This window comes from Bacillus sp. FSL L8-0358, assembly GCF_038593095.1.
In the GTDB taxonomy this organism is placed as follows: domain Bacteria; phylum Bacillota; class Bacilli; order Bacillales; family Bacillaceae; genus Bacillus; species Bacillus subtilis.
Map to the genome: position 1 here is coordinate 250526 of NZ_CP151962.1, position 23358 is coordinate 273883.

At 47.7% G+C, this 23358-nt stretch carries 24 protein-coding genes, 1 pseudogene and 1 other annotated feature; of the genes and pseudogenes, 21 read left to right on the top strand and 4 right to left on the bottom strand.

Translation table 11 applies throughout. The annotated features are described in order from the left end of the window. Positions 1-8: 8 nt before the first annotated feature. The 14 genes and pseudogenes from glnL to NYE49_RS01470 all read left to right on the top strand — a co-directional run bounded on the left by glnL (position 9) and on the right by NYE49_RS01470 (position 15007). Complete coding sequence (glnL, locus tag NYE49_RS01405; protein WP_003234824.1) at positions 9-953, top strand: glutamine utilization two-component system response regulator GlnL; 945 nt, start codon at positions 9-11, stop codon at positions 951-953. 226 nt (positions 954-1179) lie between these two features. After that, positions 1180-2106: a 5-dehydro-4-deoxyglucarate dehydratase gene (gene kdgD / locus NYE49_RS01410; protein WP_015482744.1), complete on the top strand. Its 927-nt coding sequence runs from the start codon at positions 1180-1182 to the stop codon at positions 2104-2106. Between the two features lie 29 nt (positions 2107-2135). Further along, positions 2136-3602: an alpha-ketoglutaric semialdehyde dehydrogenase GucD gene (gene gucD / locus NYE49_RS01415; protein WP_047182020.1), complete on the top strand. Its 1467-nt coding sequence runs from the start codon at positions 2136-2138 to the stop codon at positions 3600-3602. Positions 3603-3686: 84 nt separating this feature from the next. After that, on the top strand, positions 3687-5054 hold the full coding sequence (gene gudP / locus NYE49_RS01420) for a glucarate transporter GudP (protein WP_047182021.1): 1368 nt from the start codon (positions 3687-3689) through the stop codon (positions 5052-5054). A 36-nt stretch (positions 5055-5090) separates the two neighbouring features. After that, entirely contained in the window at positions 5091-6458 is a 1368-nt protein-coding gene (gene gudD, locus NYE49_RS01425) for a glucarate dehydratase (protein ID WP_047182022.1), read from the top strand. Positions 6459-6527: 69 nt separating this feature from the next. Beyond that, positions 6528-7229 (top strand): FadR/GntR family transcriptional regulator, encoded by a 702-nt coding sequence (locus NYE49_RS01430; protein WP_003234813.1) that lies wholly within the window; start codon positions 6528-6530, stop codon positions 7227-7229. A 91-nt stretch (positions 7230-7320) separates the two neighbouring features. Beyond that, positions 7321-8853 (top strand): galactarate dehydratase, encoded by a 1533-nt coding sequence (gene garD / locus NYE49_RS01435; RefSeq protein ID WP_014478709.1) that lies wholly within the window; start codon positions 7321-7323, stop codon positions 8851-8853. Between the two features lie 277 nt (positions 8854-9130). Continuing rightward, on the top strand, positions 9131-10051 hold the full coding sequence (mphK, locus tag NYE49_RS01440) for a macrolide 2'-phosphotransferase MphK (RefSeq protein ID WP_047182023.1): 921 nt from the start codon (positions 9131-9133) through the stop codon (positions 10049-10051). A gap of 57 nt (positions 10052-10108) precedes the next feature. Then, positions 10109-10355: a binding site (T-box leader), on the top strand. Positions 10356-10451: 96 nt separating this feature from the next. Next, positions 10452-10613 (top strand): anti-TRAP regulator, encoded by a 162-nt coding sequence (gene rtpA, locus NYE49_RS01445; RefSeq protein WP_003234807.1) that lies wholly within the window; start codon positions 10452-10454, stop codon positions 10611-10613. 20 nt (positions 10614-10633) lie between these two features. Then, positions 10634-11573, top strand: a pseudogene (locus NYE49_RS01450) (DMT family transporter). Positions 11574-11669: 96 nt separating this feature from the next. After that, positions 11670-12350, top strand: coding sequence for a two-component system response regulator YcbL (gene ycbL, locus NYE49_RS01455; protein WP_080344252.1), 681 nt, complete (start codon positions 11670-11672; stop codon positions 12348-12350). A gap of 1 nt (position 12351) precedes the next feature. Further along, complete coding sequence (ycbM, locus tag NYE49_RS01460; protein WP_047182025.1) at positions 12352-13287, top strand: two-component system sensor histidine kinase YcbM; 936 nt, start codon at positions 12352-12354, stop codon at positions 13285-13287. Positions 13288-13378: 91 nt separating this feature from the next. Then, a complete protein-coding gene (locus NYE49_RS01465) occupies positions 13379-14302 on the top strand; it encodes an ABC transporter ATP-binding protein (protein ID WP_047183525.1) in 924 nt (307 codons plus the stop codon). 18 nt (positions 14303-14320) lie between these two features. Continuing rightward, the gene (locus NYE49_RS01470) at positions 14321-15007 is read left to right on the top strand and encodes an ABC transporter permease (RefSeq protein WP_015382669.1); all 687 of its coding nucleotides are present in this window, start codon (positions 14321-14323) and stop codon (positions 15005-15007) included. On the opposite strand, the gene NYE49_RS01475 is transcribed toward NYE49_RS01470, so the two are convergent. Both NYE49_RS01475 and NYE49_RS01480 read right to left on the bottom strand, forming a co-directional pair. After that, a complete protein-coding gene (locus tag NYE49_RS01475; RefSeq protein ID WP_124073449.1) occupies positions 14968-15102 on the bottom strand; it encodes a hypothetical protein in 135 nt (44 codons plus the stop codon). The two genes, NYE49_RS01470 and NYE49_RS01475, sit on opposite strands and share 40 nt — an antisense overlap. After that, positions 15062-15448, bottom strand: coding sequence for a YndM family protein (locus NYE49_RS01480; protein WP_003246313.1), 387 nt, complete (start codon positions 15446-15448; stop codon positions 15062-15064). The genes NYE49_RS01475 and NYE49_RS01480 overlap by 41 nt, the downstream gene beginning before the upstream one ends. A gap of 285 nt (positions 15449-15733) precedes the next feature. Here NYE49_RS01480 and cwlJ point away from each other — a divergent pair, with 285 nt between their 5' ends. The 6 genes from cwlJ to tatC all read left to right on the top strand — a co-directional run bounded on the left by cwlJ (position 15734) and on the right by tatC (position 20039). Continuing rightward, entirely contained in the window at positions 15734-16162 is a 429-nt protein-coding gene (gene cwlJ / locus NYE49_RS01485) for a cell wall hydrolase CwlJ (RefSeq protein WP_015715185.1), read from the top strand. Positions 16163-16267: 105 nt separating this feature from the next. Continuing rightward, a complete protein-coding gene (locus NYE49_RS01490) occupies positions 16268-16999 on the top strand; it encodes a VWA domain-containing protein (protein ID WP_047183526.1) in 732 nt (243 codons plus the stop codon). Between the two features lie 79 nt (positions 17000-17078). Beyond that, complete coding sequence (locus tag NYE49_RS01495; protein WP_003234785.1) at positions 17079-17255, top strand: hypothetical protein; 177 nt, start codon at positions 17079-17081, stop codon at positions 17253-17255. An 18-nt stretch (positions 17256-17273) separates the two neighbouring features. After that, positions 17274-19025 carry an alkaline phosphatase PhoD gene (gene phoD / locus NYE49_RS01500; RefSeq protein WP_015382673.1) on the top strand — a complete coding sequence of 584 codons (1752 nt, stop codon included), beginning with the start codon at positions 17274-17276 and terminating at the stop codon, positions 19023-19025. 12 nt (positions 19026-19037) lie between these two features. Next, positions 19038-19250: a sec-independent protein translocase protein TatAD gene (gene tatAD, locus NYE49_RS01505; RefSeq protein WP_003223835.1), complete on the top strand. Its 213-nt coding sequence runs from the start codon at positions 19038-19040 to the stop codon at positions 19248-19250. A 60-nt stretch (positions 19251-19310) separates the two neighbouring features. Further along, positions 19311-20039 carry a twin-arginine translocase subunit TatC gene (gene tatC, locus NYE49_RS01510; RefSeq protein WP_047182026.1) on the top strand — a complete coding sequence of 243 codons (729 nt, stop codon included), beginning with the start codon at positions 19311-19313 and terminating at the stop codon, positions 20037-20039. Here the strand turns inward: tatC and pcp are convergent. Beyond that, positions 20036-20683, bottom strand: a complete 648-nt coding sequence (pcp, locus tag NYE49_RS01515; protein ID WP_015482753.1) for a pyroglutamyl-peptidase I — start codon at positions 20681-20683, stop codon at positions 20036-20038. The two genes, tatC and pcp, sit on opposite strands and share 4 nt — an antisense overlap. Before the next feature lie 78 nt (positions 20684-20761). On the opposite strand from pcp, the gene NYE49_RS01520 reads away from it, so the two are divergent. After that, a complete protein-coding gene (locus tag NYE49_RS01520; protein WP_047182027.1) occupies positions 20762-21874 on the top strand; it encodes an aminotransferase class V-fold PLP-dependent enzyme in 1113 nt (370 codons plus the stop codon). 42 nt (positions 21875-21916) lie between these two features. On the opposite strand, the gene lmr(B) is transcribed toward NYE49_RS01520, so the two are convergent. Continuing rightward, positions 21917-23356 (bottom strand): lincomycin efflux MFS transporter Lmr(B), encoded by a 1440-nt coding sequence (lmr(B), locus tag NYE49_RS01525; protein ID WP_010886396.1) that lies wholly within the window; start codon positions 23354-23356, stop codon positions 21917-21919. Between the last annotated feature and the right edge of the window lie 2 nt (positions 23357-23358).

Sequence of the window (23358 nt, forward strand, 5' to 3'; positions counted from 1 at the left end):
CAAAAGCTATGCGTTTTTTTATTGCAGATGATGACCGTGCGGTGCGGTCAATTTTAAGGCAGATCATTGAGGACGAAGATCTCGGGGAAGCTGCTGGTGAAGCAGACGACGGAAGCCAAGTGGAAGGGCATATGCTGCAATTTAAGCAGATTGATATTTTATTAATCGATCTGTTAATGCCCGGAAGAGACGGCATTGAGACGATTCGTCAGATCCAGAATACGTACTCCGGCAAAATCGTAATGATCTCTCAAGTGGAGGCGAAGGAAATGGTCGGGGAAGCGTACTCGCTCGGCATCGAATATTTTATCCATAAGCCGATTAACCGCATTGAAATTGTCACGGTTCTCCAAAAGGTGAAGGAGCGGATCGAGCTTGAACACTCGATTGGAGCCATTCAGCATTCTCTAAGCCGGCTTGTCAATCGGACTGAACGGAAAGCGCGTCCCCAGCAGAAGAGTGACAGCGGTTTAAAAGAGGCAGGAACATTCCTGTTGTCCGAGCTGGGCATGATGGGAGAAGGCGGCGCACATGATCTCATGGCGGTCCTGCAGTATTTAGCAGAACACGAGCAATCCGAGCCGCACGAAAAACAAAGCCCTTCGCTAAAACAAATATTCACCCAAGTAGCGGTACGGAAGCTGGGGACAGGGGCCTCACAGACGGAAGTCAATCGCGAAATGAAAGCCTCGGAGCAGCGTATCCGCAGAGCGATTATTCATTCGCTGCACCATTTTGCTTCACTGGGCACAACTGATTTTTCGAATCCAAAATTTGAAACCTATGCATCGAAATTCTTTGATTTTCCGGTTGTCAGCCAGAAAATGAAAGAACTCCAATCCAAGGATGCAAAACCCCTTGCACCTGCTAGAATAAATATGAAAAAATTCATCCACGTGTTTTTTTTGGAAGCAAAGCTTTTGCATGAAACGATGAAACAAAGAAGGATATAAACCAAACAGCCGGCTGACCAGGCTGTTTTTTTGCTGCGCAGAATCCCGGCCGGACAATGATTTACCGCTTTTTTATAAAATATCAGAAAATAAAGATATTGACTTATTGTTTATTTGTCTTACAATTAAACAAAAGGATATATGGGAAGGAGCGGATGTAAAAGAAAAATCAATAAAAGCGCTTACAGATAGAGGCTGTATACACAAATAACAGGAGGTTATGTTGATGAGCCGTATCAGAAAAGCACCCGCTGGAATTTTAGGTTTTCCGGTTGCTCCTTTTAACACACAAGGAAAACTGGAGGAAGAAGCTCTTTTTCAAAACATTGAGTTTTTGCTGGAAGAAGGATTGGAAGCGATTTTTATCGCTTGCGGGTCTGGTGAATTTCAATCTCTCAGCCAGAAAGAATACGAGCAAATGGTGGAAGTCGCAGTCTCGGCAGCCGGAGGAAAGGTGCCGGTCTACACGGGGGTGGGCGGCAACCTCAGCACAGCGCTTGATTGGGCGCAGCTGTCGGAGAAAAAAGGCGCCGACGGCTACTTGATTCTGCCTCCGTATTTGGTGCATGGCGAACAGGAGGGGCTGTACCAGTATGCGAAAACGATTATTGAAAGCACTGACTTGAACGCGATTCTTTATCAGCGCGATAACGCCGTTCTCTCAGTTGAACAGATCAAACGTCTGACCGAATGTGAACAGCTTGTCGGTGTCAAAGACGGGGTAGGAAATATGGATTTGAATATCAACCTCGTCTATACGATCGGCGACCGCTTAGGATGGCTCAACGGAATGCCGATGGCTGAAGTGACGATGCCGGCTTATCTGCCGATCGGGTTCCACTCTTACTCTTCAGCGATTTCAAATTATATCCCGCATATTTCGCGAATGTTCTATGATGCATTGAAAAACGGAAATGACGAGCTTGTGAAGGAACTCTATCGGCATGTGATTCTGCCGATCAACGACATTCGCAAACAACGGAAAGGCTACGCCGTATCCTTGATTAAAGCCGGTATGGAAATCATGGGTTTGAATGTAAGGAATACAGCCAGACCGCCTGTCGGCCCGGTTGAAAAAGATCATTATCAGCAATTGGAAGCAATTTTGAAGCGGGCGGCTGACCGTTTTCCGAAAAAAGCCGCGACGGTTTGACCAGAAAAAACACGAAAGGGGCAATGGGCATGTCTGTGATCACGGAACAAAACACGTACCTCAACTTTATTAACGGAGAGTGGGTTAAGTCTCAATCAGGCGATATGGTCAAGGTCGAAAACCCTGCCGATGTGAATGATATTGTCGGATATGTACAGAATTCAACGGCTGAAGATGTGGAACGTGCCGTCGCCGCCGCCAATGAAGCCAAAACGGCTTGGAGAAAGCTGACGGGTGCCGAGCGCGGCCAATACTTATACAAAACAGCGGATATCATGGAGCAGCGCTTGGAGGAAATCGCCGCCTGTGCAACGCGTGAAATGGGTAAAACATTGCCGGAAGCGAAGGGAGAAACAGCCCGGGGGATTGCCATTCTGCGCTATTACGCCGGAGAGGGCATGCGAAAAACGGGTGACGTCATTCCGTCTACTGACAAAGACGCGCTCATGTTTACCACCCGTGTTCCGCTCGGTGTGGTCGGCGTGATTTCTCCGTGGAACTTCCCAGTGGCGATTCCGATTTGGAAAATGGCGCCGGCATTGGTATACGGCAATACCGTTGTCATCAAACCGGCGACAGAAACAGCTGTGACATGCGCGAAGATCATTGCCTGCTTTGAGGAAGCGGGGCTCCCGGCAGGGGTCATCAATTTGGTGACAGGCCCGGGTTCTGTTGTCGGTCAGGGGCTTGCTGAGCATGACGGTGTAAACGCCGTTACGTTTACCGGTTCAAATCAAGTCGGAAAAATCATCGGTCAAGCCGCTTTAGCGAGGGGAGCCAAGTACCAGCTTGAGATGGGCGGCAAAAACCCTGTCATCGTAGCTGATGATGCTGACCTTGAAGCTGCGGCTGAAGCTGTCATAACGGGGGCCTTCCGTTCAACCGGCCAGAAATGCACCGCGACAAGCCGTGTCATCGTGCAAAGCGGAATTTACGAGCGCTTTAAAGAAAAACTGCTTCACCGCACAAAAGATATTACAATCGGAGACAGCTTAAAAGAGGATGTCTGGATGGGACCGATTGCCAGCAAGAATCAGCTTGATAACTGCCTGTCATACATTGAGAAAGGCAAACAGGAGGGCGCTTCCCTTTTAATAGGAGGAGAAAAGCTGGAGAACGGAAAGTATCAAAACGGCTATTATGTTCAGCCTGCCATCTTTGACAATGTGGCATCTGAGATGACAATTGCCCAGGAGGAAATTTTCGGTCCGGTGATCGCCTTGATCAAGGTGGACTCGATGGAGGAGGCGCTGAACATCGCCAATGATGTGAAGTTCGGTTTAAGTGCATCCATCTTCACGGAAAACATCGGCCGAATGCTTTCTTTCATTGATGAAATCGATGCCGGACTGGTTCGGATCAATGCAGAAAGCGCAGGTGTTGAGCTGCAGGCGCCTTTTGGCGGCATGAAGCAGTCGAGCTCCCACTCCCGAGAACAGGGTGAGGCAGCGAAGGACTTTTTCACGGCGATTAAAACCGTTTTTGTGAAGCCGTAATGGTGCTGGAAAGAGGCGTGCGTCTCTTTCCCGGCTTTATCACAGCCAGCATATGATTCTCTACTTTGAAAAGGAGAAGATACTATGAAAAAAGACTTTGCGAGTGTTACACCGGCGGGCAAAAAAACGTCCGTGCGCTGGTTCATCGTGTTTATGCTGTTTCTTGTGACCTCTATTAACTACGCGGATCGAGCGACGCTTTCCATCACCGGAGATTCCGTCCAGCATGATTTGGGATTGGACTCGGTCGCCATGGGATATGTCTTTTCTGCCTTTGGCTGGGCTTATGTCATCGGACAGCTTCCGGGCGGCTGGCTGCTGGACCGTTTTGGTTCAAAGACTATCATTGCGTTAAGCATCTTTTTCTGGTCGTTTTTTACGCTGCTGCAAGGGGCGATTGGCTTTTTCTCCGCCGGCACAGCGATTATCCTGCTGTTTGCACTGCGTTTTCTGGTTGGTTTATCAGAAGCGCCTTCATTTCCCGGAAACGGCAGAGTTGTTGCCTCATGGTTTCCAAGCTCCGAGCGCGGGACAGCTTCAGCCTTTTTTAATTCAGCACAATACTTCGCAATCGTCATTTTTTCTCCTTTAATGGGCTGGCTTACCCACTCTTTCGGCTGGCATTCCGTCTTCGTTGTCATGGGTATTGCGGGCATTCTTCTGGCTGTCATCTGGCTAAAAACGGTGTATGAACCGAAAAAACACCCAAAGGTTAATGAAGCTGAGCTTGCGTACATCGAACAGGGCGGCGGGCTGATTTCCATGGATGACAGTAAAAGCAAACAAGAAACAGAATCGAAATGGCCGTATATCAAACAGCTGTTAACGAACCGCATGCTGATTGGCGTGTACATCGCGCAATACTGTATTACGACTCTCACCTATTTCTTTCTCACATGGTTTCCGGTATATTTGGTTCAGGCCCGCGGCATGTCTATTCTTGAAGCTGGGTTTGTCGCTTCCCTGCCGGCGCTGTGCGGATTTGCCGGCGGCGTCCTTGGGGGCATTGTGTCAGACATCTTACTCAAAAAAGGCCGTTCGCTGACCTTTGCAAGAAAAGTGCCAATCATTGCCGGCATGCTGCTGTCTTGCAGTATGATTGTCTGCAACTACACAGATTCAGCATGGCTCGTCGTTGTCATTATGTCGCTCGCGTTTTTCGGAAAAGGCTTCGGCGCATTGGGATGGGCTGTTGTATCGGACACGTCTCCGAAAGAATGTGCAGGATTAAGCGGCGGTTTGTTCAACACTTTCGGAAATATTGCCTCAATTACAACACCGATTATTATCGGATACATTGTCAATGCCACTGGATCTTTCAATGGCGCGCTTGTGTTTGTCGGCGCTAACGCGATTGCGGCGATCCTCAGCTATTTGCTGCTGGTCGGGCCGATCAAACGGGTCGTGTTAAAGAAACAAGAACAAGGCCCCGATCAATCGTTGCCTGTCTAATATTTATGAAAGCGCTTTATAAAGGGAGGAAAATGCATGAGTTCACCGATACAAGAGCAGGTTCAAAAAGAGAAAAGATCGAATATTCCCTCAATTTCTGAAATGAAGGTGATTCCTGTTGCGGGACATGACAGCATGCTGCTGAATCTAAGCGGAGCACACAGCCCGTTTTTTACCCGGAATATCGTAATCTTAACGGACAGCAGCGGAAATCAGGGAGTCGGCGAGGTGCCTGGCGGAGAGCATATTCGCCGCACACTGGAGCTGTCAGAGCCGCTTGTTGTCGGAAAATCTATCGGTGCGTACCAGGCGATATTGCAAACGGTCAGAAAGCAGTTTGGCGATCAGGACAGGGGAGGGCGAGGAAACCAGACGTTTGATTTGCGCACCACTGTGCACGCCGTCACCGCACTGGAAGCGGCTTTGTTAGATTTGCTTGGAAAGTTTCTTCAGGAACCGGTCGCGGCTTTGCTGGGCGAAGGGAAGCAGCGTGATGAAGTAAAAATGCTCGGTTACCTCTTTTACATCGGCGACCGAAAGCGGACGACCTTGCCGTATCAAAGCGATGAGCAGTCAGATTGTGCGTGGTTCCGTCTGCGCCATGAGGAAGCGCTGACGCCGGAGGCCATTGTGCGTCTTGCCGAATCAGCACAGGAGCGCTATGGCTTTCAGGATTTCAAGTTGAAAGGCGGGGTGCTGCGGGGAGAAGAGGAAATCGAAGCTGTTACCGCATTATCGAAACGTTTTCCAGAGGCAAGGATCACTCTTGATCCGAACGGGGCATGGTCATTAGAGGAAGCTATTGCATTATGCAAAGGAAAGCAAGATGTGCTCGCGTATGCGGAAGATCCGTGCGGGGATGAGAATGGCTACTCCGCTCGTGAAGTAATGGCTGAATTCCGCCGCGCGACAGGGCTTCCGACTGCGACAAATATGATTGCGACTGACTGGCGGGAAATGGGTCACGCAATTCAGCTCCATGCGGTGGATATACCGCTGGCTGATCCGCATTTTTGGACGATGCAAGGGTCGGTGCGGGTTGCGCAAATGTGCCATGATTGGGGTTTGACATGGGGCTCGCATTCCAACAACCACTTTGATATTTCCCTAGCGATGTTTACCCAAGTGGCAGCAGCGGCTCCGGGGCGGATCACGGCGATTGATACCCATTGGATCTGGCAGGACGGGCAGCGATTAACGAAACAGCCTTTTGAGATTTCTTCTGGCTGTGTCAAGGTGCCGGATAAGCCTGGACTAGGCGTCGATATTGATATGGAACAAGTGGAAAAAGCGCATGAGATCTACCGGAAAATGAATTTAGGCGCACGGAATGACGCGATCCCAATGCAGTTCCTGATCAGCAACTGGGAATTTGACCGGAAGCGCCCGTGTCTTGTGCGATAAGTTTGTTTGTAAATATTGTCATATCCGCTATTTTGTCTTACAATTGAACAACTGAAGGGAGAGTTGTTCGTGTACGAAGGTTTAGAGGATTTAAAAGTCGATACAGTCAATCGGAAAACATTAGCCAAGCAGGTCATCGAACGGATTGTCCATTTATTATCGAGCGGACAGTTGAGGGCCGGAGACAAATTGCCGACAGAAATGGAACTGATGGACATTTTGCATGTCAGCAGGCCGGTGCTTCGGGAGGCACTCAGTTCACTTGAAACGCTGGGCGTCATTACGAGAAAAACACGAGGGGGCACATATTTCAACGATAAAATCGGCATGCAGCCATTTTCCGTCATGCTTGCCTTGGCCACTGATAATCTTCCGGCTATCATTGAAGCGCGGATGGCGCTAGAACTCGGACTCGTGACAATTGCCGCGGAAAAAATCAATGAGGAAGAGCTTCAGCGCTTGCAGAAGACGATCGACGATATTGCCAACAGCACTGACAATCTTTATGGTGAAGCGGATAAAGAGTTCCATCGAATTATTGCGTTAAGCGCCAATAACCCCGTCGTTGAAGGGATGATTCAGTCCCTGCTGATCACCCATGCGAAAATTGACAGCCAAATTCCGTACAGGGAGAGAGATGTAACGGTCGAATATCACAAAAAAATCTACGACGCCCTTGCCAAAAGAGATCCGTACAAAGCACATTACCACATGTATGAGCATCTGAAATTTGTCCGTGACAAAATTCTAAAAGGAATGGATGAAAAATAATGGTGAGCAACCGCAGTTGAAACGTAAGAGCTGCGGTTTTTTTAAAACCAATTTAGAAAACGCTTACTAAGATATGAGGAGTGATTTTCATATGGCGATGAACCTCAGGAAGAACCAAGCGCCCCTTTACATCAAAGTGCATGAAATAGATAACACCGCGATTATTGTAAATGATGGAGGACTGCCAAAGGGCACTGTTTTCTCATGCGGGCTCGTACTTGAAGAGGATGTTCCTCAAGGCCATAAGGTGGCCCTCACCGATCTCAATCAAGGGGATGAGATCGTGCGTTACGGAGAGGTGATCGGATTTGCTGATGAGACGATCAAACGCGGGAGCTGGATACGGGAAGCCCTCGTGAGGATGCCCGCTCCTCCGGCGTTAGACGATCTTCCTCTCGCAAACAGGGTGCCGCAGCCGCGGCCCCCTCTTGAAGGCTACACGTTTGAAGGATACCGAAATGCGGATGGCAGTGCGGGGACAAAAAATATCCTCGGCATCACGACAAGTGTTCAATGTGTTGTTGGCGTTTTGGATTATGCAGTCAAACGAATAAAAGAAGAGCTGCTGCCGAAATACCCAAATGTCGATGACGTTGTGCCGCTGCATCATCAATACGGATGCGGCGTGGCGATCAATGCGCCCGACGCTGTTATTCCGATCCGCACGATTCAAAATCTCGCGAAGCATCCGAACTTCGGCGGAGAAGTAATGGTAATCGGATTGGGATGTGAAAAGCTCCTCCCGGAAAGAATTGCCTCCGAAAATGATGATGACATTCTATCGCTCCAGGATCACCGGGGTTTTGCGGCGATGATCCAATCCATTTTGGAAATGGCGGAGGAACGGTTAATCAGGCTGAACAGCAGAACCCGGGTGTCATGCCCTGTTTCGGATCTGGTTATCGGCCTGCAATGCGGCGGCAGTGATGCGTTTTCCGGCGTGACGGCGAACCCTGCCGTGGGGTATGCGGCTGATTTATTGGTTCGCGCAGGTGCAACGGTTTTGTTTTCTGAAGTGACAGAGGTGCGGGATGCCATTCATTTATTAACGCCGCGGGCTGTCAGTGAAGAGGTCGGACAATCACTGATCAAAGAGATGAAGTGGTATGACAGCTATCTCCGGCGGGGAGACGCAGACCGAAGCGCAAACCCGTCACCAGGCAATAAAAAAGGCGGATTATCCAATGTGGTGGAAAAAGCGTTAGGCTCGGTAGCCAAATCAGGCACAAGCCCCATCTCCGGCGTGCTCGGTCCTGGTGAAAGAGCAGAGCAAAAAGGCCTGCTGTTCGCGGCGACACCGGCAAGCGATTTTGTGTGCGGCACCCTGCAGCTGGCTGCGGGCATGAATCTGCAGGTGTTTACGACAGGGAGGGGAACACCGTATGGCCTGGCTGCTGCGCCGGTGCTGAAAGTATCGACGCGGCATTCCTTATCAGAGCATTGGGCAGATTTAATCGATATCAATGCCGGCCGAATCGCGACAGGAGAGGCCAGTATCGAAGATGTAGGCTGGGAAATCTTCAGGACGATTTTGGATGTGGCAAGCGGCCGCAAACAAACGTGGGCAGACCGTTGGGGTCTTCATAATGATTTGTGCTTGTTTAATCCTGCTCCAGTGACTTGATTTATTGTTCTAGTAGATTGAAATTGGAATATGATGTAAAATGATAATCAACAAACAAAGAACGGAGGGGTTCCAGCATGGCATTCATGAGATTCAGAGTGACACGAATTCAATAGTGAACAACTCTCGCCTGAATGCGAGAGAATCGGGATGAATCCGCCTATGTATGAGCCCTTACATGATTATCAAAAAAGAGGGTGGCGTGCCTGCCCTTTTTTGTGCCTTCAAGCATCCCTTCTCTCTACTGCAGGCCGGAGCATGAGAAAGGGGAAATGGGATGACAAACCTTAACGAAAAACAGCTTATCACTGAGATTGTCGGGCTTGCACGCAGCCAAGGTTTGACGGTTCATTCTGAGAACGCGCAATTGAATGAAACCGGAATGGACTTTCAAGTTGTATTTGCCAAGGACGACACAGGTATGCCATGGGTGCTGCGAAAACCGCGGCGAAGTGATGTTGTGGAAAGAGCATCCGCGGAAGGCAGAACGCTTGCCTTTCTCCGCGCGAATCTGACTGCTGATGTGCCGGATTGGAGAATTCACACGCCGGAATTGATCGCTTACCCCATGTTAAAAGGAACGCCGGCGGCCGGGATTGATTTGGAACAAAAGCAATATGTTTGGAATATGAATCATCAGCCGCCGTCAGACGACTTTGTCCGCACACTTGCCGACATACTGGCTGAATTACATGGCACGGATCAAATATCTGCTGGGCAATCCGGAATAGAAGTGATAAGGCCAGAAGATTTCAGGCAAATGACAGCAGACTCTATGGTTGATGTGAAGAATAAGCTTGGCGTATCTACGACGCTTTGGGAAAGATGGCAAAAGTGGATAGATGATGATGCATACTGGCCGGGTTTCTCTTCTTTGATACACGGCGATCTCCACCCGCCGCATATCCTTATCGATCAAAATGGACGTGTCACAGGACTTCTGGATTGGACAGAAGCGAAGGTTGCTGACCCAGCCAAGGATTTTGTTCTTTATCAAACCATTTTCGGAGAAAAAGAAACTGCCCGTTTGCTTGAATACTATGATCAAGCAGGCGGCCGGAAATGGGCCAAAATGCAGGAACACATCTCAGAGATGCAAGCGGCATATCCGCTGGAAATAGCTAAATTCGCTCTGCAAACACAGCAGGAGGAGCACGTCAATATGGCGCTAGAAGCACTCGGTGTAACATCGGATTAAGAATTGACTTCGTTTCATGGAACCGAGTATTATAAACTTTACAAATAATAGAACGGATCAACAATCGTGAGGAAGAGCAAGTACGCACAGAATGGAGGTTCAGAGAGTCGGTGGCAGGTGTGAACCGATCCTCCCCTGATGCCGAATGGGCTTCTGAATTGCTTTGCTGAACGGATAGTAGGCGATGCCGGGTTTCTCTCCCCGTTACCAAGAGAGGAGTATCGAAACATAGGTTTTCTGTACTTAGAGTGAATGGCTGTATAGCTGTTAATAAAGGTGGTACCGCGAGACCCTCGTCCTTTGCATAGGACGGGGGTTTTTGTGTTTCTTAAAGGAGGTGACGGCCAATGGACGATGGCTGGTGGTGGCATAGCAGATGAGTTAGAAAGGAGGATATCAAATGGTCATTGCAACTGATGATCTTGAGGTCGCATGTCCTAAATGTGAAAGAGCGGGAGAAATCGAAGGAACACCTTGCCCGGCCTGCAGCGGCAAAGGTGTTATTCTGACTGCTCAAGGATATACGCTTCTGGATTTTATCCAAAAGCATTTGAATAAGTAAAGGAGAAAAGCTGAGCTGAGATGAGAGCAGAAGAGCAGAGTAAGATTAGTGAGGCCGCATCAGGTACGATTTTTTTGCTGATCGGAACAGTTTGTTTTGCGTCTAAATCGATTTGGATAAAATGGTTATACCAAATGGGTGCTGAGCCAGATGCCGTGCTGCTATACAGGCAGCTGCTGGCTGTTCCGCTGTTTTGGCTGATTTTTTTAATATACCGTCCTCCAATGCCAGACGGTAAGAAAAAAGGAGACATATGGAAGGCTTGTGGCGCGGGAGTGTTTTGTTTTTTTTTTGTCTCCCTTGCTTGATTTTATCGGGCTGAACCATGTATCCGCAATGGTTGAACGTATATTGCTGATGAGCTATCCGTTGTTTGTGTTTGGACTCACCGCGTGTCGTGACCGGAAAATGTCCTCAATTCAGGACCTTTTCGCAGTTCTGGCGGTCATGTTTGGGCTTTTCTTGGCGCTGGGCGGCTGGAATGCTGAGCTTTTTCAGGCGAATATGATTGGAGCTGTATTCATTTTGTTATCTTCGGCCGTCTATGCTGGTTATCTTGTCCTTTCCGGGCATCTCGTCCATCAAATCGGGGGTATCCGTCTCAATGCATACGGGATGACAGCTGCTGGAGCTGCCATGATGCTTTACACAGGGATAAAATCGGCGGCTGGCATGAATACGCCAATGGCAGCATATCCGCTTGCTATGTATGGTTTGTTCGCGGTAATTGCAGTCGTGACCACTGTGATTCCATTTGTGCTAATGCTTGAGGGCATAAAACGAATCGGGGCACAGCGAGCCGCCGCCATTTCAATGGCAGGGCCTATCCTGACGATTTTCTATGGAGCTTTATTTCTCGGTGAACGGCTGGGGCTTATTCAAGTCATTGGATGCGCTGCCGTATTCTTTGTCATTACGGGCATAGAATACAGGAAGCTGAAAACAGGAAAAAAAGAATAATTTTTATAAAACACACACGTTTTTCAATTACAATAAGTGTAATTACGTGTGTGTTTTTTGATTTTGTAAAGGTTAGGTGAGAAGATGCAGCGCATATTGCTTGTAGAAGACGACCACTCAATCAGTGAAATGGTGGATCATTATTTAACAAAAGAAGGCTTTGGAATTGTGCATGCTTTCGACGGAGAAGAGGGCATCCGGCTGTTTCAGCAGGGTTCATACGATTTGGTCCTCCTTGATATCATGCTCCCGAAGCTGAACGGCATGGATTTTCTGAAAATCATCCGGGAAAAAAGCAATATACCGGTCTTAATGATTTCGGCAAAAGACGGAGATGTGGACAAGGCATTGGGACTGGGCTTTGGGGCGGATGATTATATCGCCAAACCGTTTTCGATGATTGAGCTGACAGCCAGAGTAAAAGCCGCGATACGGCGGGCGACGCAATATTCGGCAGAGGAGCCGGCTGTGAATAAGGTGATCCGGATTCACCAGCTTGCGATAGACGTAGACAATGTTTCCGTTTTGAAAAACGGACAACCGCTCCAGCTGACGTCAACAGAATGGCAGCTGCTGTGCTTATTTGCATCAAATCCTAAAAAAGTGTTTACGAAAGAACAAATCTATCGTTCCGTCTGGAATGAAGAGTACTTTGATGATCAGAACATCATTAACGTACATATGCGGCGGCTCAGAGAAAAGATTGAGGATGACCCCTCCTCCCCTCAATATATTAAAACGCTATGGGGCATCGGTTATAAATTAGGAGAGTTTTAGAATGACAGTGCTATGGGTGGCCGCTGTCATCGCTCTGGCGTGTCTGAATGTGATTCAATTCATAATGAAAAAGAAGCGGGACGGGAATCTGGCTTACACGGCTGACCAGCTTAGCTACATGCTCAGCCGGGATTCGGCAGGACAAATTTTGCTTCCTACAGACGATCATGCGCTCAAAGACTTGCTTGTAAACATCAATCTTATCGTTGAGAATCGTCAGCAGATCAGCGCCCAATTTGCCAAAACAGAGCAATCCATGAAGCGGATGCTGACCAATATGTCGCACGACCTGAAAACGCCGTTAACGGTCATTCTCGGTTATATCGAAGCCATTCAAAGTGACCCGAACATGCCGGACGAAGAGCGGGAAAGATTGCTGGGGAAGCTCCGCCAGAAAACAAATGAACTTATTCAGATGATCAATTCCTTTTTTGATTTAGCGAAATTAGAATCTGAAGATAAAGAGATCCCGATCACCAAAGTACATATGAACGACATATGCAAACGAAATATCCTTCACTATTATGACACTGTTCAGTCAAAAGGCTTTCAAGCAGCCATCGATATTCCCGATACGCCGGTGTATGCGCAGGCGAATGAAGAGGCTCTGGACAGAATCCTGCAAAACCTATTGTCCAATGCGATTCAATATGGCGCGGCCGGCAAGTTAATCGGGCTGACGCTGTCTTATGATGAGAGGAACATCGCCATCACCGTATGGGATCGCGGAAAAGGGATTAGTGAAATCGATCAGCAGCGGGTGTTTGAGAGGCTGTACACACTTGAAGAATCCAGAAATAAAGCATTTCAAGGAAGCGGACTGGGTTTAACCATCACAAAACGGCTTACAGAAAAAATGGGAGGCACCATATCCGTCCAAAGCAAGCCGTACGAACGGACTGCATTTACGATCACATTGAAACGCATGACATATTAATCGTAAGAATTTCTTAAGGTTTGAGAAATAAAAATGACAGGGCTCGCCGCTACAATAGAAAACAGGAAAAGAGATGGAAGGAGCAACAAAGTTGACTTATATCGTACAAACAAACGGACTGACCAAAACGTATCAGGGCAAAGAGGTCGTATCCAATGTCAGCATGCATATTAAAAAAGGTGAAATCTATGGCTTTCTCGGCCCGAACGGCGCGGGGAAAACAACCATTATGAAAATGCTGACGAGCCTTGTCAAACCGACTAGCGGTGAAATCATCATCCTTGGGAACAAGTTCACCCACACGTCATATGAGGTACTGGGGAACATCGGCAGCATGATTGAATATCCGATTTTTTATGAAAACCTGACAGCTGAAGAAAATTTAGATCTGCATTGTGAATATATGGGTTACCACAATAAAAAAGCCATACAAGAAGTGCTGGATATGGTGAATTTAAAACAAATCGACAAAAAACCCGTCAAAACCTTTTCCCTCGGGATGAAGCAGCGCCTTGGAATTGCGCGTGCCATCCTCACGAAGCCGGATCTGCTCATTCTGGATGAGCCGGTGAATGGTCTTGACCCTATCGGCATTAAAAAGATCAGGCAATTGTTTCAAGTGCTGAGCAAAGAGTACGGTATGACGCTGCTGATCTCAAGCCACTTGCTGAGTGAAATCGAACAAATCGCGGACACGATCGGCGTCATTCGGGACGGCAGGCTGCTTGAAGAGGTATCAATGGAGGATGTCAGGGGCCAGAACACTGAATACATCGAGCTTGTTACATCGAATCAGACAAAGGCCTGCTTCGTTCTTGAGAAAGAGCTGCAATTAACCAACTTTAAAATTTTAAATGAGAAAACAATCCGAATTTACGAAGCCGAAGCCTCACAGGCTGCTATATCCAAAGCGCTGATTTTAAATGATGTAGACATTGAATCATTGAACAGAAAGTATACGTCGCTGGAGGATTATTTTATCAAATTGATCAACGGCAATAGCATCAGTGCGTAAAGGAGGAGAGACACGTTGATGAATTTGATCAGAATCGAATTAAGAAAAATGAAAATGGGCTGGTATATCAGAGGTGCCCTCATTGCCAACGTGATCATTATGGGCTTTATGTGGCTGATCAGTTATTCCGAAAAAGCCGATGGCGGGGTTTCGTTCCAAAGTACGGATGAAGCATTCCTCATCATCGGCACCTTCGTCAGAGCGGTATTTATCGTATTTGGCGCTGTGCTGATCGTAAAATTGGTGATTTCGGAATATAAAAACAAAACCATTCTTGTGATGTTCACGTACCCGATCAGCCGTAAAAAGCTGCTCACCGCTAAGCTCATGATCGCGAGCGGACTGACGTTTATCACGATTTTACTTTCAAATATACTCATAGCCGCTGGTTTCTTTTGGCTGAACTCGATCTACCATTTCATACCGGGAGAGCTTACTTCCGAGATCATTTCTCAACAGGCGGTCAAAATGGCGGTTTTCGCTTTTGGCGCCGCTGGAACCAGTTTAGTTCCCATTTTTTTTGGGATGCGTAAACACTCAGTTCCGGCGACCATCATTTCATCTGTAGTAATTGTGATGCTCATCAGCTCAACAAGTCCGGGCTTCTCGATTTCATCTGTTGTGTATATCCCGCTATCGTTAGCGGCATTCGGATTGTTCTTTTCCTACATGGCGATCAGGAATGCGGACAAGCAGGATGCGTAAACAAAGGCGCCCAATATGTATAAAAGGCCGATGCTGTCAGCATCGGCCTTTCCATTATGAGTCTGTTCTTGTTTCAAGATAATGCTTCTTGCCAATCTCTTTGCTCATCATATAGAAATGGAAGCAATATTCACCGATTGCCATGACGATCGCGCCGAATAAAGCCGCCAATGCAACTTCACCGCCAGTCATCCCCATAGAAAGCGGCATGCCCATCAGCCAGATCACGAGAAAGGCCAAACCAAAATCAGCCAAAGTTGCAATCATATTATTCCATTTCGGCAATACATAAAGATCGCCCAGCAAATAAGAAATAACCCCTAACACAATCGTCATTAGCAGCGTATCACCAAACGTGAAACCAAAGCCCAGACCAAGCACCAGATACAACACAATAATCGTCATAATACCTTTAATAGCGAGCGCTTTCACATGTGTCATTACAATTCCTCCTTTTGTCATTTGATTTGTTATGTATAATTCCTCAAATGTAAAAAGTTAAACCTTATTTCTTTTCGGAGGCGGGTGCAAATTTGCTAGGGAGGGGTCAATGATGTGAATCCAGGAATTGAGGCTGCGGCGCTTCGACAGCGGAAACATGAAGCTTGTACCGCACCGGACGCTGCTTTGACGTTAGATGAATGAATTTAAAAACTTCTCTGTCCCTCCGTCATCACTTTTGAAGTAATGAAATATGATGAAAAGAGATCAAGGGGAGGTGACGTGATGGCGGTCGTGAGAGCAACGAGTGCGGATGTTGATTTGATGGCAAGGCTGCTCAGAGCGGAAGCGGAAGGTGAAGGCAAGCAGGGGATGCTGCTTGTCGGCAACGTTGGAATTAATCGGCTGCGGGCGAATTGCTCAGATTTTAAAGGCCTCCGCACCATCAGGCAGATGATTTATCAGCCACACGCGTTTGAGGCTGTGACTCATGGATATTTTTATCAAAGGGCGCGAGATAGCGAGCGTGCCCTTGCACGGCGGTCGATTAACGGTGAAAGACGCTGGCCGGCAAAATTTAGTTTGTGGTACTTCAGGCCGGAGGGGGACTGTCCAGCCCAGTGGTATAACCAGCCGTTTGTGGCCAGATTTAAGTCACACTGCTTTTATCAGCCGACGGCGGAGACGTGTGAAAATGTATATAACACATTTTAGAGACAGGACACCGTTCAAATTGAACGGTGTTTTTCTTTGAAAAGATGCAATGGAAAATATGCCTGTGAGATAATCGAAGAAAAAAGAGCTGACGGAGATGACAGAATGGCAACAATTGACCTGCAAAAGAAAAGTGTAAAGATCGTACTGGAGAAAAAGCAGTTAACGAAGGTGACGGCTCGTGTCGGACTGGTTCTTGATATGACGGGATCGATGAGACCGCTCTACAAAAACGGGACGGTTCAAAATGTGGTGGAGCGGATTTTGGCAGTGGCTGATCAGTTTGATGATAACGGTTTGCTGGATGTATGGGTGTATGATAATGAATTTTCCCGATTAAAGCCAGTTTCAGAAAAGGATTTTTCGGGCTATGTCGATCGTGAAATTTTAAATAATGACAGCTTGCATAAATTCGGCAGAAATGATGAGCCGCCAGTCATGAAGGACGTGCTGCGCAAATATGTTGCGGAGGAACCGAGCTCGTATCCTGCTTTCATTGTTTTTATCAATGACGGGGGCTGTAAAAAGTCAATCAAACCGATAATTGAAGCTTCTTCTGATAAACCGGTGTTCTGGCAGTTTGTCGGCATCGGAAACGGAAACTTTGATTTTCTCAATAAACTGGATACGTTAGAAGGGCGTGTCATTGATAACACGAACTTCCTGCATATCGAAGAGATTGACCGCATTTCTGATGATGAGCTTTATGATGCTCTGCTTGCTGAATTTCCATTTTGGCTGAAAGAAGCGAAGGAAAAAGGGATTGTAAGAGAACAAGAGCCTCCTGCTGAAAAGCCGAAAAAGAAGGGCTTTTTCAGCAGATTGTTTTCGAAATAACTGATAAGGCACTGAGTCATTCTGCGAAATGGCTCGGTGTTTTTGTTTTTTTAAGATCATGTGAAGAAAAATAGTCCGAATGGGCGGCTTGCAAACGACAGGATATGCAGAAAACGCGTCATTCAGCCAGCTTTCGGCATGTTTCAGCGGCAGGCTTGTGAGGGAAGACCTGTTTTTGATGTTCAGCGCTTACAATCGGTTCACACTTCTTCACAGTCGTTTAACAATGATTTCCTATAATGGAGACGATCAATGAGGAGAGAGGGGATCTTGAATGGCATACGACAGTCGTTTTGATGAATGGGTACAGAAACTGAAAGAGGAAAGCTTTCAAAACAATACGTTTGACCGCCGTAAATTTATTCAAGGAGCGGGGAAGATTGCAGGACTTTCTCTTGGATTAACGATTGCCCAGTCGGTTGGGGCCTTTGAAGTAAATGCTGCGCCTAAATTCTCAAGCTATCCGTTTACATTAGGGGTAGCGTCAGGTGATCCGCTTTCTGACAGCGTCGTGCTTTGGACACGCCTGGCACCAGATCCGTTGAATGGCGGGGGAATGCCGAAGCAAGCAGTGCCTGTCAAATGGGAGGTCGCAAAGGATGAGCATTTCCGTAAAATCGTAAGAAAAGGCACTGAAATGGCTAAACCGAGTCTTGCCCATTCCGTTCATGTGGAAGCGGACGGGCTTGAGCCAAACAAAGTGTACTATTACCGTTTCAAAACCGGCCATGAACTAAGCCCTGTCGGAAAAACAAAAACACTGCCTGCCCCTGGCGCCAATGTGCCGCAAATGACCTTTGCATTTGCTTCCTGCCAGCAATATGAGCACGGATATTATACGGCCTACAAGCATATGGCAAAGGAAAAGCTTGATCTTGTCTTCCATCTCGGTGATTACATATATGAATACGGCCCAAATGAATATGTATCAAAAACAGGCAATGTCCGCACGCACAACAGCGCGGAAATCATTACGCTGCAAGACTATCGGAACCGTCACGCTCAATACCGTTCTGACGCCAATCTTAAAGCTGCACATGCGGCATTCCCTTGGGTTGTAACTTGGGATGACCATGAAGTTGAAAACAACTATGCCAATAAAATACCTGAAAAAGGACAGTCGGTTGAAGCATTCGTGCTCCGCCGCGCGGCAGCATACCAGGCATACTATGAACATATGCCGCTCCGCATTTCCTCTTTGCCGAATGGCCCAGATATGCAGCTGTACCGGCACTTTACGTACGGAAACCTGGCGTCCTTCAATGTGCTTGATACCCGCCAGTACAGGGACGACCAAGCCAATAACGACGGCAATAAGCCGCCTTCTGATGAATCGCGCAATCCGAATCGGACCCTGCTTGGAAAAGAACAGGAGCAGTGGCTCTTCGACAATTTGGGCAGCTCGACAGCCCACTGGAATGTGCTGGCGCAGCAGATTTTCTTTGCAAAGTGGAATTTCGGGACAAGCGCAAGTCCGATCTACAGCATGGATTCGTGGGACGGCTACCCGGCTCAGCGCGAACGGGTTATCAATTTCATTAAAAGTAAAAATCTGAATAATGTTGTCGTACTGACAGGTGATGTACACGCAAGCTGGGCATCGAATTTGCATGTCGATTTCGAGAAGACAAGTTCAAAAATATTCGGAGCCGAATTTGTCGGAACCTCGATCACATCCGGAGGGAACGGAGCGGATAAGCGAGCGGATACGGACCAAATTTTAAAAGAAAATCCGCACATCAAATTCTTTAACGACTATCGCGGATATGTCCGCTGTACAGTGACGCCTCACCAGTGGAAAGCCGATTATCGGGTGATGCCATTTGTGACCGAGCCGGGCGCAGCCATTTCCACGAGGGCTTCATTCGTTTACCAGAAAGACCAAACTGGGTTGAGAAAGGTATCATCCACAACAATCCAAGGCGGGGTGAAGCAATCCGATGAGGTCGAAGAGGATCGTTTCTTTGCGCACAACAAAGCCCACGAAAAACAAATGATTAAGAAGCGGGCAAAAATCACGAATTAAGGAGTGGAAATTATGTTTTCAAACATTGGAATACCGGGCTTGATTCTGATCTTCGTCATCGCCCTCATTATTTTTGGCCCTTCCAAGCTGCCGGAAATCGGGCGTGCCGCCGGACGGACACTGCTGGAATTTAAAAGCGCCACAAAATCACTTGTGTCTGGTGATGAAAAAGAAGAGAAATCAGCTGAGCTGACAGCGGTAAAGCAGGACAAAAACGCGGGCTGAATGCTGATGAGGCAGACACCGGGTCTGCCTCTTTTTTTATGAAAGGGAGGGCTTTTTTGAATGGATAAAAAAGAAACCCATCTGATCGGGCATTTAGAAGAGCTTCGCCGCCGGATTATCGTCACCCTTGCGGCATTTTTTCTATTTCTCATCACGGCTTTTTTGTTCGTACAGGACATTTATGACTGGCTGATCAGGGATTTGGATGGAAAGCTGGCTGTGCTTGGGCCGAGTGAAATCCTCTGGGTGTATATGATGCTTTCCGGCATTTGTGCCATTGCGGCTTCTATCCCTGTTGCCGCGTACCAGCTGTGGCGTTTCGTTGCACCGGCGCTGACGAAAACGGAACGCAAGGTAACGCTCATGTACATACCAGGTTTATTTGCGTTGTTTTTGGCGGGCATCTCCTTCGGATACTTTGTCTTGTTTCCGATCGTGCTCAGCTTTTTGACTCATTTATCCTCCGGCCACTTTGAAACAATGTTTACGGCTGACCGCTACTTTAGGTTTATGGTGAATTTGAGCCTGCCGTTCGGCTTCTTGTTTGAGATGCCCTTGGTGGTGATGTTTTTAACAAGGCTGGGCCTCTTAAATCCTTACAGACTGGCCAAAGCGAGAAAGCTTTCCTATTTTCTGCTGATTGTCGTGTCCATATTGATTACACCGCCTGATTTTATTTCTGATTTTCTCGTGATGATCCCGCTTCTTGTCCTGTTTGAAGTGAGTGTCACCCTATCGGCGTTTGTCTATAAAAAGAGGCTGAGGGAAGAAACAGCGGCGGCCGCTTAGTGCAGCGTACCGCCCGGTGACTTCACATCTTCATCATATTGTGCGGCCGTAACAGCGGCGATTCTCAATGCCCGGACAATCGTGTCCAGGCTGAGGCTCGGCGCTGTTTTGTCGATTGTTTGCTCCGGAATGTAAGGAATATGAATAAAACCGCCGCGAATGTGCGGGGATGTCCGGCTAATGTGATCCATTAACCCGTAGAACAAATAGTTGCATACAAAGGTCCCCGCTGTGTAGGAAACCGCAGCTGGAATGCCGTGTTCCTTCATCTTAGCAGTCATTCGTTTCACGGGAAGCCCTGTCCAGTAAGCGGCGGGTCCGTCTGGAGAAATCTCTTCATCAATCGGCTGCTGTCCTTCGTTATCGGGGATTCGCGCATCTGCAAGGTTGATCGCCACTCGTTCCGGTGTAATCTGCATCCGTCCTCCTGCTTGGCCGACACAAATCACGATATCTGGCTGATGTTTTTGAATGGCTTGGCGCAGAGTGTCCAGAGCGGATCTAAAGACGGTTGGAATTTGTTCCGCTGTAATAATGGCTTCTTCCGTCTCGAAGCCATTAAGCCGTTTCGCCGCTTCCCATGATGGATTGACGGTTTCTTTGTCAAAAGGGTCAAAGCCAGTGATCAGCACTTTTTTTCTCATTTTCCCATCTCCTTTTTCTTTCATTCTATTGTTTATTTATGGGTTTTTCATCAAAATAATGTAAAGGAGTGAATCATAATGGAGCATTTGCCGCAGCAGTATCGTCATTTATTCCCAACCTTGCAGACGCATACGATGCTTGCCAGCTGTTCTCAGAGCGCATTGGCAGAGCCAGTATCAAGGGCGATCCAGGATTATCATGATAGCCTGCTGTATATGGGGACGAACTGGAAAGAAGCGATCGAAAAAACAGAGTTTGCGAGAAACGAGTTTGCAAAGCTGATCGGGGCTGAACCGGATGAAGTGGCGATTGTGCCGTCAGTTTCTGATGCGCTGGTTTCTGTAGCATCGTCCTTAACTGCATTTGGAAAGAAGCACGTTGTATATACAGATATGGATTTTCCGGCGGTGCCTCATGTTTGGCAGGCACACTCCGATTATACCGTATCCGTCATTCCATCAATAGACGGCGTGCTGCCGCTTGAACAGTATGAAACGCATATTTCGGATGAAACAGTACTGACGTGTGTTCCTCACGTTCATTATCGTGACGGCTATGTTCAGGATATAAAAGCGATTGCCGAGATTTCTCAGAGAAAGGGCTCTTTATTGTTTGTAGATGCTTATCAATCAGCCGGGCATATTCCCATTGATGTGAAGGAATGGGGCGTAGATATGCTGGCAGCAGGCACCCGGAAGTATTTGCTCGGCATACCGGGTGTGGCGTTTCTTTATGTGAGAAAGGAGCTGGCTGACGCACTGAAGCCGAAAGCATCAGCTTGGTTCGGCAGAGAGAACGGATTTGATGGGGTTTATGCAAAAGACGCGCGCCGTTTTCAAACGGGCACCCCAGCTTTTATCAGCGTATACGCAGCTGCAGCTGCTTTATCGCTGCTGAATCATATTGGGGTTTCTCATATCCGGGAACATGTGAAAATGATCTGTGCCGATGCAGTTCAATATGCCGCTGAAAAAGGCCTGAAGCTGGCGGCAGGACAAGAGGGGATTCAGCCGGGCATGGTTGCGATCCGGGGTGAGCGGGCATCGGAAACGGCGGCGTTGCTGAAGAAGAAAAAAGTGATTTGCGCGCCGCGGGACAATGTTATCCGTCTCGCTCCCCATTTTTATAATACGAAGGAGGAAATGCGGCACGCGATTGATGAAGTCGCGGCGAAAATGGTCTATAAGTAAACATAGAAAAACCCCTGAACACTAGGTCAGGGGCTTTTCATATTAATGATCTACCTTCACGCGCTTCATAAAGAAAGCGCCAATTAAACCGATAATGGCAACAATCATTGCAAACACAAATGCGTGCTGTACACCCGCTGTCAAAGCTTGCGGGATGACTGCCGGATCGGCAGGGTTTTTAACTGTACTCATATAATCATGCTGGCCTGCAGCCATAATGCTGACCGCAACCGCTGTTCCGATAGCGCCGGCCATTTGCTGCAGCGTGTTCATAATGGCGGTGCCGTCTGGATAAAATTCGCGCGGCAGTTGGTTTAAACCGTTTGTCTGTGCAGGCATCATGATCATAGAAATCCCGATCATCAAGCAGGTGTGCAGGATGATAATCAGCACAGCCGTTGAAGTGGTCGTGACATTTGAGAAGAACCATAGTACAACGGTGACAATCACAAATCCCGGAATGACAAGCCATTTCGGCCCGTATTTATCGAACAAGCGGCCTGTAACAGGGGACATAAATCCATTTAAAATACCGCCCGGCAAGAGAACAAGACCAGATGCAAATGCAGTCAGGACTAAGCCGCCTTGCAGATACATCGGCAGAAGCAGCATAGATGACAGAATGACCATCATACAAATGAACACCATGATCACACCCAAAATAAACATCGGGTATTTGAACGCACGGAGGTTCATCATCGGCTGCTTCATTGTCAGCTGGCGGATTGAAAATAGGATAAGGCCGACAACGCCGACAATCAGCGACACGATAACAGTCGGGCTGGACCATCCCCCGGAGCCTTCACCCGCGTTGCTGAATCCGAACACAATGCCGCCGAAGCCAATCGTCGACAGGATGATAGACAATACATCGATTTTCGGCTTTGTCGTTTCAGATACATTCTGCATATATGCGATACCGAAAACAAGCGCCAGCACAAGGAATGGAAGAGAGATCCAGAAAATCCAGTGCCAGTTGAGATGCTCCAGAACCAATCCTGAGAAAGTTGGGCCGATGGCGGGCGCGAACATAATGACAAGACCGATCGTTCCCATTGCGGCGCCCCGTTTATGAGGCGGGAAAATCACCAAGATTGTGTTAAACATTAGGGGCAGTAAAAGACCGGTTCCAAGTGCCTGAACGATCCTTGCCGCTAATAAAAACGAGAAGCTCGGCGCAAGCGCCGCAATGAATGTACCTAAAATTGAAAAGATAAGTGACACGGTAAAAAGCTGTCTTGTTGTGAACCACTGCAACAGCAGTCCTGAAACAGGAACAAGGATACCGAGTACGAGCAGGTAGCCCGTCGTTAACCATTGGACGGTTGCCGCTGTAATGTTCAATTCCTTCATAAGGTCGGTTAACGCAATATTCAGCGCTGTTTCACTGAACATGCCGATAAAACCGGCCAACAGCAAGGAAATCATAATCGGCATCACTTTGTATTGCTGAGATGCTTTAGCTGTTGTTTCCAAAATTATTT